A 15,758-nucleotide genomic window follows, 5' to 3' on the forward strand; every position below is an offset into this window, starting at 1 on the left:
TTTAATGCTGATGTTCTAGTTCATGGTGATATGCATCATCTTCTATCTGCAAGGTCATTTCAGTAATATGATGATCATGACTTAACATTTCAAAAGCTTGTTGATGTAAACGTTTAGGATCGACATTCGGTGCAACCAAATGAACTGTGAGCATGACTTTTTTGGATGTGATCGCCCAAACTTTTAATTGGTGAATGTCCTTAACTCCTTCAAGCGATAATAAATCTGCACGGAGCTTTTCAATATCAATCTCATCAGGCACACCTTCAAGTAGGATATTTACACTTTGCTTGGCGAGAATCCAAGCACGTGGTAAGACCCAAAATCCGATCAGGACTGCGATAATCGTGTCAATAAGTACCCAGCCTGTAAAATAAATAATCACAGCACCGATGATCACACCTACAGAACCAAGTGCATCACTTAATACTTCTAGATATGCCCCTTTGACATTGAGGCTATCTTTACTACTCGAAAAAAGAATCTTCATCGAAATTAAATTAATGATTAAGCCAATGACGGCGACTATCATCATTCCAACACTCTGAATTTCAGGAGGATTACTTAATCGATGAATCGCTTCTATCAAAATATAAATTGCAACGATAAATAACATCACCGCATTAAATAGAGCTGCCAAAATTTCAAATCGCTGGTAACCAAAAGTTCGCTTATTGTCTGCAGGCTTTTGACCAATCTTAATTGCAACCAACGCGATGGCTAAAGCGGCAGCATCAGTAAACATATGTGCAGCATCAGACAATAAAGCTAAACTTTGAGTAATAAATGCAGCAACAACTTCAATAATTAAAAATGTCGTGGTTAAGGCTAAAGCAAAAGTCAGTTTCTTTGCGTTGCCTTTACTGACTTCCACATGACTGTGATCATGATTATGCGAACTACCCATTTTATACTCCTCATCAGAAACCTCACTTAAAATAAAGTGAGGATCTGATTCATATACATAATGCTATTGTTTAATTTATTGTTCTGCTTTTGCTTGATTCACCCACCTATACAATACAGGTAAAAGTAGTAGCGTCAGTATGGTGGATGAAATAATTCCACCGATAACCACTGTCGCAAGCGGTCGCTGTACTTCGGCACCCGTACCTGTAGCGAGCGCCATTGGAACAAATCCTAAAGACGCCACAAAAGCAGTCATCAGCACAGGACGTAATCGCAACATTGCACCTTGCCAAATGGCATCTTTTAAACTGTATTCACTTCTTAGCTCCTTAATAAAGGTCAACATAACCAGTCCATTCAGAACAGCGACACCTGATAAAGCGATAAAACCAATACCGGCAGACATTGAGATGGGAATATCACGTAACCATAAAAATAAGACTCCCCCCGTGAGAGCAAAGGGTACGCCCGTGAAGACCAATAAACTTTCTCTTATATTTTTGAATACAGCCATCAGCAGGATAAAAATCGTAATCAAAGCCAATGGAATCACGATAGTCATTCTAGCTTTGGCAGATGCCAAATTCTCAAACTGTCCACCATATTCAATCCAATAGCCACTCGGTAATGCATATGTCATGAGGCTAGATCGCAACTCTTGGACAAATGAACCCAGATCTCGCCCTTCAACATTTGCCGTCACAATAATCCTACGCTTGCCATTTTCACGACTCACCTGATTCATACCATCAATATTTGAAACTGTAGCCACATCTGCCAGTCTTACTGTCCCACCATTGGGGAGTTGTATGGGTAATTGTGCAATCCCCATGACTGTCCGATCTTGATCAGTAAGTCGAATAACAAAATCAAAACGGCGGTCTCCTTGTAGAATTTCACCGACTTGTTGACCACCGATACTTGAAGCAACTAAATTTTGTATTTCACGAACCGAAAGACCATATTGCGCTGCTAAAGAACGATTTACGTCTATATTTAATAAGGGTAAACCTGAAGTCTGTTCTACTTTGACTGCGGTACTGCCACTGATTTTTTGCACAATCTTGGCAATTTTGGCAGCTTCATCGTTTAACACCTGCATATCATCGCCAAAAATTTTTATACCTATGTCACTGCGGACTCCAGAAATGAGCTCATTAAAACGCAATTCAATGGGTTGAGAAAATTCACTATTGTTGCCAGGCAAAGTCTCCAAAAAAGTTTCAATACGTGACCTTAAATCATCTAAGCTTTCTTTGGGATTCGACCACTCTTGGCGAGGTTTCAACATGATGAATCCATCTGAGATATTGGGTGGCATCACATCTGTAGCCACTTCAGCAGTACCCGTTCGTGCGAAAACATTTTTAATTTCTGGAAAATTTTGAAGCAAAAGTTTCTCAGTCATTTCCTGCATTCTTAATGATTCTTCTAAGCTGGTACTGGGTGAACGCATTTGTTGAATAGCAAAATCACCTTCGCTTAATTGCGGTGCGAATTCACTTCCTAGACGTGTCGCCAACAACCCTGTTAAAACCAAAATACTAACTGCGAGTGTTAACATGACCATTCGATATAAATAAGTCATATCTAATGCTTTTAGATATTTTTTCTTTAACCATAACATCCATCTACTTTCAGTTTCTTTTACTTCACCTGTTACAAATAAAGCCACTGCAGCAGGAACAAAAGTAATGGATAAAATGATCGCAGCAATAAGAGCTAATACTACGGTGAGTGCCATAGGGTGAAACATTTTTGCTTCAACACCACTTAAAGCAAATATGGGCAAGTACACCACTAAAATAATCGTTTGACCAAAAATTAAAGGACGGCGCGCTTGACGAGCAGCAAGGAATACTTCTTTAAATCTCTCTGAACGTGTTAAAGGTCGTCTTAACTGTTCTTGGGCATGAGCTAATCGGCGAATACAGTTTTCGACAATTACCACCGCCCCATCTACAATAATTCCGAAATCTAGCGCACCTAAACTCATAAGGTTGGCACTAATTTTCTGCTGTGCCATACCTGATAATGTAAATAACATCGAAAGTGGAATCACGCATGCTGTAATTAAAGCTGCTCGAATATTTCCCAAGAAAATGAATAAAATCACAATCACCAAAATCGCCCCTTCGACTAAGTTCTTTTGAACTGTCTTAATGGCTTTCTCGACTAAGGTGGTACGATCGTAAACAGTTTCAATTTTTACGCCTTCGGGCAGTGTGGTTTGAATTTCTTGAATTTTTTGATCAACAGCTTGTGCAACACTACGGCTGTTTTCACCCATCATCATCATGGCGATGCCGAGTACGGTTTCTTCTCCGTTATAGGTCGCTCCACCTGTTCTAAGGTCATGCCCGATCGACACTGAAGCAATATCTGAAACACGGACAGGATTTCCATTTAAGGTAACCACCGTTGTTTTTTCAATATCCTGTATCGTGTTCAGTGTTCCAGGAACTCGTACTGTCAGTTGTTGACCTCCATCTTCAATAAATCCTGCTCCACGATTTTCATTGTTCTCAGTGAGAACCTGTTGAAGTTGCGTCAAACTGACTTGTAGTTGTTGCATACGATTCAAGTCTGGCGAAACAACATATGTTTTATTGAATCCTCCAATACTATTCACCTCAGCAACGCCTTTTACGCGTTGCAATTGTGGACGCACGATCCAATCTTGAATTTCGCGTAAATCCATTGCTGTGTATGAAGAACCATCAGGTTTTTTAGCCTTTGGCTCAGCTTTTAGTACCCATTGATAAATTTCACCCAGCCCCGTAGATACTGGAGACATGGTAGGTGCGATATCATCAGGTAATTCGGATTGAACCTCTTGAACACGCTGATTGATTTGTTGACGTGCCCAGTAAATATCAATGCCATCTTTGAAGACAATAGTCACCTGAGATAAACCATACCTAGAGATCGAACGTGTTAATTCAAGATCTGGTATCCCCGCCATGGCATTTTCAATTGGATACGTAATGCGTTGCTCAACTTCGAGCGCAGTAAATCCATTAGCTTGAGTATTAATTTGAACCTGTGTATTGGTAATGTCTGGAACTGCATCAATTGGCAATTTTTGATAACTATAAACTCCAACAGCAATCCAAGCACAGGCAAACAGCATGATCCAAATCGCATGTTGAATTGAAAACTGAATAATTCGCTCAAATAGCCCTTCAGCCTTCGGCATGTCATGATTAGTGCCCATGGTCAGCTTCTCCTTTTTCTAACTCCGATTTCAGTAAGAAGCTGCCTTGATTGACATATTTTTGCCCCGTTTGAAGACCAGACTTAATTTCTGCCCATTGACCATCTGAAGACATTTCACCTACTTCAATGGGTTGTGCTTTAAAGTGGAGTTTTCCATTTTTTTGTTCTGTAACAATAAATACTGCTGATTTACCTTCGATTTGTTGCACTGCATTTTTTGCAACGCGTAATACATTCGATGCATCGGGACTTTGAAGTTCAACATTTACCATCAAATTTGGTCTTAACTCACTTGCCTTTCCTTGAACTTTAGCGCGAACAATCAAACGACCAGTCTGCGCATCTGCTTGCGACGTTAACGATTGCACAACTGCTGTATACGTCTGACCTGATTGTAAAGATTTGAATTGAATATTTTGTTGTGCACGAATTTGATTACTCGCATCTGCAGGTAGCACAAATTCGAGCCATAAATCTTTTAATTGTTCGATGATGAAAATCTGATCTGCAAGTTGCACATTTTCACCTACCACGATGTCTTTTTGGCTGATCACGCCCGAGATAGGCGAACGAATAGTAAAACGACCATTCGAACCTGCTGAAGCTCCCAAAGCTTGTAAACGTGCATTGGCACTTTGCACTGTAATTTGTGCTTGACGATATGCATTTTCAGCACGTTGCAAATCCTGTTTTGCGGAGATCCCCTGTGACCACATCCGTTGTTCACGTTGCAAATCTTGGCGTGCCAAATCTAAATTGGATTGCTCCATTCTCAAATTCGCTTGTTGGTCAATGAGCTCTGGGACACTTAATACTGCAAGTACTTGACCTTTAGTTACTTCTTGTCCCAGTGCTACATTCACTTGTTCAACATGACCAGCAAAATTAGGGGAAATATGCGCTTGTTGATCTGTATTTACCATCAATTTTGCAGGCAAGTTTGTGTATCGCGGAATTGCACCTAATTGAGCTGATTCTATTTTTATACTATGTTCGACTAGCTGTTTAGATGTGAGTTCAATCTCACCTTCTTCTGCATGATCAGCTTCTGCGCCATTCGACGTTTCAGCTTGCTCTTCACTCTCAACAATTGCTGTTTTCTTATTATCTTTGAAAAAAATCCAAATCCCGATAACTACCGTCACCCCAATAATCAGGGCGATGAGGAATGCTTGGTTTATTTTTCCTTGTTGTATAGATCTCATTTTATTCTGCCCCTATATTGATGAAATTTTCTGACTGTGACACAGCCTCTTTGAGTAATTGGGTATAGGCATCCGAACGACTAATTTGTTCATAACTGGTACCAATACTTAATGCCTCAGCAGCAAGTGCGGTTTGCCATGCCTCTCTTAAGAGCTGAATTTGACTGAGCCGAATATTTTGTAATTGTGTCGTTGCTTGTTGCACCTCAGTGATTGAAAGTTTTCCATTTTTAAAACCGAGCAAAGAGCGCGTCTGTACTTTTTCAGACAAGCCTTTTTGTCTCAGTACAGCGTCATACTGTAGTTTTAAGCCACGCACCTGATGAAATGAGTTTGCAATCTCTAAAATTTGTTGTTTGAGTTCTCTTTGTTGTTGACGCTCAAGTAGAGATTGCTGACGTTGGGCAAGCGGAATTTGGTATTGCTGACGATTAAAAATATTGAACGGAATATCGACACCCACAGATAAACTAGTATCGTTTGTCTCATTGGGCGCTTTTGTTCGCGTCATCCCTACATTCAAATTTGGATTTGGTTTTGCTTTTACTTTAAGTTGCTCAATTCGTTGATTAGCCTGAACAACATTGAGTGCATAAAGCTTTTCTAAATAACCTGCAGAAATATAATTTTGAACACTCTGTTCAACTTGGTCAGGCCAATAAATCCGATTTGAATCAACCTTCACCTCTGCTTCAGTTTCTCCCCAGAGATTAGAAAGATTACGTTTTGCAATTTCTTTATTTAAAATGGCTTGCTGATAATTGCGTTCATTTTCTGCCGCTTCAATCTGCGCTCGTTCATACTCAACCAAGGCTATGCTTCCTGCCTGATATCGTTTTTTAGCGCTGTCTAAAGTTTCACGACTGACTTGCAGTTGAGACTTTTGAATTTGTGCTTCAGATTGCGAAATTAAAAACTGTGACCAAGCATACTTCACGATTAATTGGCTTTGTGCTTCCCACAACTTTTCTTGCAATTCATTTTGTTGCCCAGCCAAACGCGCTATATTTTTTTGAATCCGTCTTTGACCAAAAATGTCGATCGGCTGACTAATACCAAGACCTAACTCTTGATCTTGATTTGAGCCAAAACCATCTCGAGAGAGAGTGACGGTCGGGTTTTGCCAAAGTCCACTTTGCTTGACTGCAAGTTCTGACATTTGTTGTCGTTGCTGCCAAATCTGTTCTGATTGTTGATATTGGGACACTTGAACGAGTGCTTGTTCAAGCGAATTGACTGTCATTGCTTGAGCATTTTCACCCAAACTAAGCGAACCTAAAACCAGCCATAATCGAATGGAATGTTTTAATTTAAAAGACATATGAATTTCCCACAAATTTAAAAATAAGTGGTGGGAAATTTTTAGGCTACCCCACCAATAGCGGGGTTAATTCAGGAGGCGGAGGGATTTTACCTAAATGAGGCGATTGATAGGCATTGGTCCAATGAAAGTGATTTTGGTAAATCTTTTCGATGTGTTGTGATGAAGGCAAATTCTCGTTTACAGCAAGAATAAACTGAGACATCGAAGGCAGATGATCTTGATGATCCATAACATCGATTTGTGCTTTTCCTTCTAGCATCACGCTTTGATCATCGCCAAGCACTAAGCCTTTTTCAATTTGGGACTTCGAACTTTTATTTGAAAGATCGGCTTGGCAAAGTACAGGTTGATGATGACCAAAGTGAAAACTTTGTGTCGATGTTGAGTCGCTTTCATGAACACAAAAAGCCGCCGCCACATTCCAAAGGCTTTGGAACATGAACATACATGCTAAGAATGTCACAAATTTAGCCGATCTCATTTAAGCAGGCTCTCATCTTTTCTATCTGCATTTAAAACGTGATAGTGATCACAATCAAGTGAAGAGTTGTAATTCTCCATCATATTTTGATGATCGAAACCTTGATATTGAAAGAATGTACATAAGAAAAATGAATGAAAACTTAAAAATTTAGCGCTTTTAAAGCACGCTTCGAAAATGGCATCGATTTTGCAACCTAATCATACGAATTTTATTTTTTGTATTACTGAGGTGGCAACGATGAGCTATGTTGCACGAGAATTGAGTCAAAAGCATAAATTTTTGCTTGGTTTTGGATCGTTTTTAATTCCAATTTTAATCTGGTGTGCAGTAAGTTATTTGCCTTTTATTTGGCATCCCCAAGTTCAAATCACAGATTCTGGTAGCACATCGTTTTTACAAGTCGATAGCCGTATCAGTAGAGAAGTTTATTATGCTGAAGCGCAATTGGCAGTCGATCAAGGACTGCCACCACCTCGGGGAATTTTGGTCAATCCCATTTACCTACCCGCACCAGATGAAGTCGCTACAGCCTTAGTGACCGCATTTACAACACCACCCGCTCAAGCGAATGCACCATGGTTTCATGAAAGTTTATGGCACAGCATCAAACTGGTGTTTACCGCATTTTTTATTTCTTCTTTGATTGGTATTCCTTTGGGTATTCTTTGCGGTTTTTCTCATAAAATTTCTCAATTAACTGAACCTTTTGTAGAGTTCTTTCGCTATCTGCCTGCACCAGCCTTTGGCGCTCTTGCTGTTGCGATTTTGGGCATTAATGACGCACCTAAAATTGCCATTATTGTGATTGGTACCTTGTTCCAACAAATTCTCATTATTGCCAACACCACCCGTCTGGTCGACCGCAGTCTTATTGAAGCTGGATTCACCTTAGGAACTAATAAAATCAAAAGTTTATTTTATGTGGTCATCCCTGCTGCACTCCCAGAAATTTATCGAAACCTTCGTGTACTTTTAGGTTGGGCTTGGACCTATTTAATCGTTGCAGAACTCATAGGTAGTACATCCGGTATCACGTGGTTCATCACTCAACAAGCTCGCTATCAAAACTTTGACAATGTTTTTGCCGCAATTTTGATTATCGGTTTAATTGGTCTGATTTGCGACGTGATTTTAATGAAACTTGGACAGCACTTATTTAAATGGAAAACGGGAGTTCGCTAATGTCTTCAGCACTTCAACCCTCATATTTTAATACCCGCGCTTACTTTGACAAAATTTACGCTCGTCCCGTCATTTTAGAAGCGAAAAATCTCACCCAGAAATTTAGCCACGGAAAAACTGAGCGCACCATTTTAAATGCTTTAGATTTAAAAATTCATAAACGTGAATTTATCTGTGTTATTGGTCCTTCAGGATGCGGTAAGTCTACCTTTAGCCGTATTGTGGCTGGTCTTGATCCATATACCAGTGGTGAATTACTGGTAGATGGTGAAACCATCACAGGACCGAGTCCAGAGCGTGGCATGGTTTTCCAAGGCTACACACTGTTTCCATGGAAAACGGTAAAAGAAAATGTCATGTTCGGTCCACTCATGCGAGGCGCCAGCAATGCTACAGCTGAGGCGCAAGCCCGCGAATGGATCAACATTATCGGACTTGAAAAATTTGAGCATCAATATCCTCATGAACTTTCTGGAGGGATGAAACAACGCGTTGCCATCGCACGTGCACTCGTGAATCAGCCGAAAATTCTTTTGATGGATGAACCCTTTGGGGCTTTAGATCCTCATACGCGTCAAAAAATGCAAAAGCATCTGATCGATCTTTGGGCCAATATCGATATCACGATTATTTTTGTGACACACGATATGGACGAGGCAATTTTACTGGCCGATCGGATTGTGGCATTGAAGGCCAATCCTGGCGAAATTAAGGAAATCATTGAGGTTGATCTACCAAGACCACGTCAGCATGAATTGATGATCACTGAAAAATTTAAATCTTTAAGACAACGTGTAGATGCTTTGGTACATGCTGAAGAAGATGAACTTGATCCAGCTCTCGCAGACTTACCTAAAATTCCAAGAATGACCAAGGTCAGTCATTCTAAATAAGGCGCTATATCCTGATCACACAAACGGTCAGGATATAGCATGCAACATCAATCCTTTTGACCACACCATTTTAAATGCAGCCTTGGATTAATCACGACTTCATTTCATCCCTCTCAATTCGCCCATCTACCAATTGAATGGTTCGATCACATGTAGCGGATAATCGTGGATCATGGGTCACTAACAATACCGCACAATTTTGTTGCTCGTTTACTTCACGAAACAGCTCAAAGACTTCGCTCGCTGTTTGACTGTCTAGATTACCTGTAGGTTCATCAGCGAGGAGTAAAGCAGGCTGAGTGATTAAAGCTCTGGCGATTGCGACACGTTGTTGCTGCCCACCAGAAAGTTGACTGGCTTTTCGTTGTGCAAATTGACTCAATCCTACCGCTTTTAACAAATCATGTGCTCGATCTAAAGCTTGTTGATTGGGTTTGCCATGCGCCAACATTAGAGGCATCAAAACATTTTCAATAACGGTGAACGCTTGAATCAAATGATGAAACTGAAAGACAAATCCTATGCTCTTCCCACGCAATTCCGTTCTTTGTTGATCTTCCATTTGACTGGTTGGTTGACCAAGTAAATAAATTTCACCACTGGTGGGTTGATCCAGTAACCCTAAAATATTTAATAACGTACTTTTACCTGAACCAGAAGGTCCAATTAATGCAGCAAAATCTTGACGATGTATCGCAAAATCAATCCCATGCAGCACTTCAATTTCATTGGGTTGTCCAATATTATAAGACTTTTTCAAAGCCTCTAAACGCAGTACTTCATCATCATTAGACATGACGGATTGCCTCCACAGGATCTAAACGCGCTGCACGACGGGCTGGAATCGCCGCTGCAATTAAACCGCTCAATGTTGCAAGTAATAAAGCTGATCCAATCAAATAAGGTGAAATTGGAATGTAGAATAATCCTGGGCCAAATTCATTAAATGACCAAACCAATGCATAACTGGTCAGGATTCCGACAATAGAACCAAGTAAGCCGAAAATCGCACCTTGAATGAGAAAGATCATCAAAATTTGTTCTCGGCTCGCACCTGTCGCACGCAAGATTCCGATCTCACGTGTACGCTGTACCACTGTAATGGAGAGTACGCTGGCGATCGCAAATGCAACAGATATTCCAACAAATATAATAATCATATTGGTTGAAAGACTTTGCGCTGAAATCGCATTCATCAATTGCGCATTACTTTCAATCCAACTTTCAGCTTTTAATCCAGTGAGACGATGAATTTGAGTTGCGACCTGATCTGCGGAGAAAATATCAGAAATACGAAGATCAATAATGGTAACCCCACCCGGCAAACCCAATAAAGACTGTGCCCGCTTTAGATCGATATACATATAGCGTGAGTCTAGTTCTTTTACCCCGAGTTCAAAAATACCCGTTACATTCATGACGGCGTTAATATCTTGACCGTTATCAACGCGAATTTTACTGCCTACGCGCACACCAAGGTCTTTGGCCAACTCACTTCCGATGAGTACATCATCTGCTTTTAAACGAAGCTGACCAGTTTTTAGATACTCTTGCAAAGGTACAATACGTTGATAACGTGGTAAATCAATCCCCATAATCGCAACTGACTGAATCGCTTCCCCCCGTTTTACCAGTGCAGGTCCTGAAACCATGGGAGAAACGGCATTGAGCGTCTTGATATTGTCTAGATTTTCAAGAACTTCTTGCCAGTTATTGATCGACTTGAGTCTTTGAGCCCTTTGATCTTCATGGATGATGTGTGCTACGCCCTCAGGCACTTTAACGACGCGATTGACCTCATCTGGTGCATGTAAACTAATATGTGCCTGAGTGCCCAACGTACGCTCAATCAAATTGGACTGAAGTCCCTGAATTAATGCACTAATAAAGACAATAACGGCAACACCAATAGCAACACCACCAATAATCATCAGTGTTTGACTGCGACCTTCGCGTAAAAACCCAACAGCGATGAGCCAATTGGTCCATAAACGCTTCATCTTCAAAGTGCTTGTACCTGCTTAGTTCTGACACGCTGATCCGCTTTTACTTGATCAGGTTTTATAACGACCTGATCATTGTGATCCAACCCTGATAAGATTTCAGACATGGCAGTCCCACGCAACCCTAATTTTACAGATTGACGTTGGACCTTGCCCTCTCTTACCACCATAACTTCAGCTTGCGTGGTTGAAGGGTCAATAAGCGCGTCATTGGCTATTACTTTGGTTTTATTTCGACGTGCTGTTTCGACATTCACTGAGACCGTCATATCTTGCTTCAAAAAATTGGGTACAGAGTTCACCGCCAATTTGACTTCAACCGTACCACGTTGAGGATCAATATTAGGTGCAATAAAGTTAACTTCAGCTGGAAATGCTTGCTCTGGATAAGCATCTGCAATCACTTCCGCTTTTTGACCTAATTTCAGATAAGGTAAATTTTGCTCATCCACCGCCACTTTAATTTGCGTTGGACTATCAACTGCGACTGTAAAGAGCACCTTTCCAGGTTGAATCGCATCCCCTTTTTCGACTTCACGCGTCAAGATCGTACCCGATACTTGTGCCCGAATTTCACTTTTTGCCAATTGGGCACGTAGTGCATTTAATCTTTCACTTAAGGTTTTTTCTTCCACTTGATCTGGAGCAAGGCTTTGCGCCTTCAGTTTTGCCGCAGATAATTGATTTCTCGCTAAGCGTTCAGCTTCTAAGGCTTGTTCTTTTTCCTCTACAGAAAGCACTCCCGGTTCCGTTTGCTGACGACGTCTTGCTTCGCGACTGGCTTGTTGTAATTGGAATTCTGCCGTTTTCAATTCAACCTGCGCTTGTGGATAGCGAATTTTCCGCAATTCCTCTAGCGCAACTTCTGCTTCACGGACTTGTGCTTTTAAATCATCAGATTGAATAATTAACAGTACATCTCCTGCTGCTATTCGTTGACCTTCTTGCACGCGTCGCTCAATCACCACACCCGAAATTTCACTCCCAATTTCACTACGTGCTACATTTTCAGCACGACCTGAAGCGACCACTGTTTGAATCAGTGGTTTTTCTTCGATTAGGTAAGTTTCGACTACAGGACCTTGCCACCAACGGAAAATGAAATATATCCCACCCATCGAAATGAGCAGAATGAGAATCCACCATTTTCGTTGTTTTAAAATACGCAAAGCTTTATCTCCCAATAGGCCTACTTCGGTTTATATTGTCGAGTACAGTAAGCTCTTAAAATATCTGGTGAGCGCTTGTGAAGATGCTTGGTATTCCGCCCCGCAACACGTTTACGCCACATTTCAAAACTACTTTTTTTTAATTGTTGTCGCATCAATCGAATGACTGCACTTTCGTTTAATCCGTATTCCAGCAGAATGGCTTCGAAGGGTGTCCGATCTTCCCACGCCATTTCAATAATTCTGGAAATATCAGCTGTTGTATACAACGCACATGATCCTTTTTCATTCGCATCAAACGTTGATGTTAAGCGTTCATTCGTGAAAAATATGTGATTTTTTGTTGATTTATAGACACTTCATACACGCTAACGCATTCATTGTATAAAACGATTGATTTTATGATTTTAATCCGTTTCCTAGTTTTTCCATTTTTATCTATTCTTAATCCATACAAGGTAGGCAACTCTGTTGCTCTACCGACCAATCATTCAGTCCAACTTTGTGCCCAGTGCAAGCCCCTCTGCACTGGGCTTTTTTTTATTTAAATGATTCAACCAATTTTGGATAAATCAGCCCATCAATATCTAGTTTTACCGTATAAACTCCATTTTCAAGATTAAACTTATTGACATGATAAGTTGATCCATAAATAGAATCTAAAGTTGAAGAGCGTTTAAATACCTTTTGATTTGCCTCAAGATCCAACAAATGTGTGCCTTGAATAAATTGTTCATATTGCTCAGGTTCTACACCAACACGCTTAGACATAATCATCAAAGCATCGTTTCTCGTCTCAGGGTCTTGAATAAATTTGACGGTTCGATCCCATACTTGAAGCACTTTTTTCCACTCTGCTTGATGCCTAGATAAATGCGTCATATTTACCGTCAACGTATCATAGATCAATCCTGGTTTATCTTGAGAACTATAGATGATTTTGGACCCAGCTACGCTTTTTAAAGCTTGATTTGCTACAGGTTGCCATACAGCGATGGCATCCACATCAGGGCTGCTAAACACTTGGGGTAATTCGTTGGTTGCTGCATTAATCAGTTTGATTTCATTGGCTGATATATTTTGATCTGAAAGTGCGGTATTCAATAAATTATGATCGACCAGCCCTTTTTCGACTGCAATCGTTTTACCCTTAAGATCTGCCACACTATGAATGCCCTGTTTTGCAAGAATGACATCATTCCCTGATGAATAATCAGTTGCTAAAATCATAATGCCACGCGTTCCACCTGAGGCGATGACCAAATTATCCCCATGAGAAACAGAAACCGCATCCAATTGGTTTGCTGCAAAAGCATTCATAGAGGCTGAATAATCAAACCATTTAAACTCTACGTTTAATCCAGCTTCTTTAAACCACCCTTTCTCAATAGCAACTTGCCATGCCACCCATCCCGGCCAATCACTGTAACCAATCCGAATCGGTTGCATTGATTTTTCGGCTTGAGCATGTTGACTTGGTTCTGGAATTTTTGCCGTTTTATCACAACCCACGAATAACAGTGCAATTCCAATGACTCCCCATACCATCGTTTTCATTGCACCACCTCACCAATGCTCGTGCACTTAAATTTAGTATTGGTAAAATTTGAGGCTTGAATATAATCACGCCATCCACCAAAGTGACTGATATCAAGTGCATCTGCTAATGCATGGTTTTCACATATAAAGCCTTTCACCCATGTTCCATCAATGAGTTGGACATTGCCAATACCAAGTGGTGCTGGGACTTCAGCAACAATGTCACCGAACAATGCTCTTGGTACATCCCACACTTCCACTTCAATAGAATGACCTGATGTATCTCGTTGTAGCCCCGGCTTACGTGGCTGAGTATTTTTTAAAGCAAATAGTTTGTAATACGGCGCAGTACGCGTTTTTTTAACCAAGGTGGCTTGTCTGCTCGTTAACTGAAAATTCAGCGGCATGCCTGTAAGATGTGCTCCCACCACTGCCAATTTAACGGTGTGCTCAGATCCTATTGATTTATGAATTTGATAGCCTTGCTTTGACGTTGCTAAATTTAATCCTGAAGTCACTTGCCATTGCTGACCGAAGTGTGCCAAAGCTTGATCCATCCAAGCGCCAGCAACTAAAGTGATACCACTTGGCAAACCATCATCACGGATGACATTTGGGAGTGCCAATGCTGATAAATCAGCAAAATTAACAAAATTCGTATAAGCCCCCATATGCGAATTCTTTTGGATCGGATCTGCTTCAACATCTGCAATGCGATAAATCGTAGGTGCGGTAGGCACCATCAACGCATCATAATTTTCTAATTGAAGATTAATCTGTCTAGCCCATTCTGCACGCTGATACTCATCTTGCATCACGTCTACAGCATTGAATTGATCAGCTTGATCAATAATTTGCTTAATTACCGGATGACATTGCTCACGTCGAACTTTTTGTTCGACTGCATGCGTACGCTCCGCAACCCATGAGCGGTTATATAATGCGGCAGCCAATTGATTAAATACCGTGAAATCAATCTCTTCAACTTGAAATCCGAGCGATTTCATTCGAGCAATGGCTGTTTGAAATGCTTGCTCACTTTGAGTATCACCATAAAATTCTAAATGATCTGGAATTGCAATCTTGCCCTTCGAAAATTGTGTCGGAACTGTTCTCGGATGCTGTCTTGAATAAGCATCGGTCGCATCATAACCTTGCATCAATTGCGCTACCGTCCAAGCATCCTCTACTTGAGTTGCAAAAATTGAGATCACATCAATACTTCGACATGCAGGGATTAAACCTGTGGCTGAAAACCAGCCTTTGGTTGGTTTGAGTCCGACAATATTATTGAAACCCGCGGGAACTCTGCCAGAACCCGCTGTATCAGTACCGAGGGCGAATGGTACATACCCATTTGCTACTGCAACCGCTGAGCCAGAGCTTGATCCACCGCTGATATAATCCGGATTGAAACTGTTTTTTACTGCCCCATAGGGTGAACGTACGCCAACCAATCCCGTGGCAAATTGATCTAGATTGGTCTTGCCCACCACGATTGCACCAGCAGATTTAAGCTTAGCCACTACGGTTGCATCTTGCGTTGCTAAATAAGCCGCATCTGGGCACGCCGCAGTGGTATAAAATCCAGCAACATCAATATTGTCTTTGACAGCAAATGGCACGCCATATAACGGAAGATCAGCGATATCCTGATGGACCAATGCATCAATCTGCGCCTGTATTTGCTCTGCACTGGCTATTAAAATCCAAGCGTGATCATCATTGCAGAGTTTAGCAACATAACGCTTTAAGTCATTCAACTGAATAGTTTGATTTGTATAAGCCTGTTGCCAATCTTGTATAGTCCATAATGTCTGCACGGCGGTGC

13 protein-coding genes are annotated in these 15,758 nt (G+C 41.0%); 2 read left to right on the forward strand and 11 right to left on the reverse strand.

The features are described from left to right. Window position 1 precedes the first annotated feature (1 nt). From AC1M87_RS01325 to AC1M87_RS01345, 5 genes are all read right to left on the reverse strand, one after another. On the reverse strand, window positions 2-907 hold the full coding sequence (locus tag AC1M87_RS01325; RefSeq protein ID WP_481592724.1) for a cation diffusion facilitator family transporter: 906 nt from the start codon (window positions 905-907) through the stop codon (window positions 2-4). 75 nt (window positions 908-982) lie between these two features. After that, window positions 983-4,126 (reverse strand): efflux RND transporter permease subunit, encoded by a 3,144-nt coding sequence (locus AC1M87_RS01330; RefSeq protein WP_481592725.1) that lies wholly within the window; start codon window positions 4,124-4,126, stop codon window positions 983-985. Next, complete coding sequence (locus AC1M87_RS01335) at window positions 4,116-5,333, reverse strand: efflux RND transporter periplasmic adaptor subunit (RefSeq protein WP_481592726.1); 1,218 nt, start codon at window positions 5,331-5,333, stop codon at window positions 4,116-4,118. Before AC1M87_RS01335 ends, AC1M87_RS01330 begins: the two co-directional genes overlap by 11 nt. Before the next feature lies 1 nt (window position 5,334). After that, window positions 5,335-6,654: a TolC family protein gene (locus tag AC1M87_RS01340; RefSeq protein ID WP_481592727.1), complete on the reverse strand. Its 1,320-nt coding sequence runs from the start codon at window positions 6,652-6,654 to the stop codon at window positions 5,335-5,337. Between the two features lie 46 nt (window positions 6,655-6,700). Then, window positions 6,701-7,138 (reverse strand): cation efflux protein, CzcI-like, encoded by a 438-nt coding sequence (locus AC1M87_RS01345; RefSeq protein ID WP_481592728.1) that lies wholly within the window; start codon window positions 7,136-7,138, stop codon window positions 6,701-6,703. Between the two features lie 240 nt (window positions 7,139-7,378). On the opposite strand from AC1M87_RS01345, the gene AC1M87_RS01350 reads away from it, so the two are divergent. Together AC1M87_RS01350 and AC1M87_RS01355 are read left to right on the forward strand one after the other, a co-directional pair. After that, window positions 7,379-8,323, forward strand: coding sequence for an ABC transporter permease (locus AC1M87_RS01350; protein WP_481592729.1), 945 nt, complete (start codon window positions 7,379-7,381; stop codon window positions 8,321-8,323). After that, on the forward strand, window positions 8,323-9,216 hold the full coding sequence (locus tag AC1M87_RS01355; protein ID WP_481592730.1) for an ABC transporter ATP-binding protein: 894 nt from the start codon (window positions 8,323-8,325) through the stop codon (window positions 9,214-9,216). The genes AC1M87_RS01350 and AC1M87_RS01355 overlap by 1 nt, the downstream gene beginning before the upstream one ends. Window positions 9,217-9,307: 91 nt before the next feature. Here the strand turns inward: AC1M87_RS01355 and AC1M87_RS01360 are convergent, their stop codons facing one another. From AC1M87_RS01360 to atzF, 6 genes are all read right to left on the reverse strand, one after another. Then, window positions 9,308-10,012: an ABC transporter ATP-binding protein gene (locus AC1M87_RS01360; protein WP_481592731.1), complete on the reverse strand. Its 705-nt coding sequence runs from the start codon at window positions 10,010-10,012 to the stop codon at window positions 9,308-9,310. Next, window positions 10,005-11,216 (reverse strand): ABC transporter permease, encoded by a 1,212-nt coding sequence (locus AC1M87_RS01365; protein ID WP_035263833.1) that lies wholly within the window; start codon window positions 11,214-11,216, stop codon window positions 10,005-10,007. Before AC1M87_RS01365 ends, AC1M87_RS01360 begins: the two co-directional genes overlap by 8 nt. 2 nt (window positions 11,217-11,218) lie before the next feature. After that, entirely contained in the window at window positions 11,219-12,388 is a 1,170-nt protein-coding gene (locus tag AC1M87_RS01370) for an efflux RND transporter periplasmic adaptor subunit (protein WP_481592732.1), read from the reverse strand. A gap of 20 nt (window positions 12,389-12,408) precedes the next feature. Beyond that, a complete protein-coding gene (locus tag AC1M87_RS01375; protein ID WP_035263835.1) occupies window positions 12,409-12,657 on the reverse strand; it encodes a TIGR03643 family protein in 249 nt (82 codons plus the stop codon). Window positions 12,658-12,928: 271 nt separating this feature from the next. After that, window positions 12,929-13,945 carry an ABC transporter substrate-binding protein gene (locus AC1M87_RS01380; RefSeq protein WP_481592733.1) on the reverse strand — a complete coding sequence of 339 codons (1,017 nt, stop codon included), beginning with the start codon at window positions 13,943-13,945 and terminating at the stop codon, window positions 12,929-12,931. After that, on the reverse strand, window positions 13,942-15,750 hold the full coding sequence (gene atzF / locus AC1M87_RS01385; protein ID WP_481592734.1) for an allophanate hydrolase: 1,809 nt from the start codon (window positions 15,748-15,750) through the stop codon (window positions 13,942-13,944). Before atzF ends, AC1M87_RS01380 begins: the two co-directional genes overlap by 4 nt. Window positions 15,751-15,758: the final 8 nt, after the last annotated feature.

The organism is Acinetobacter sp. 24-47-62 (assembly GCF_056779765.1).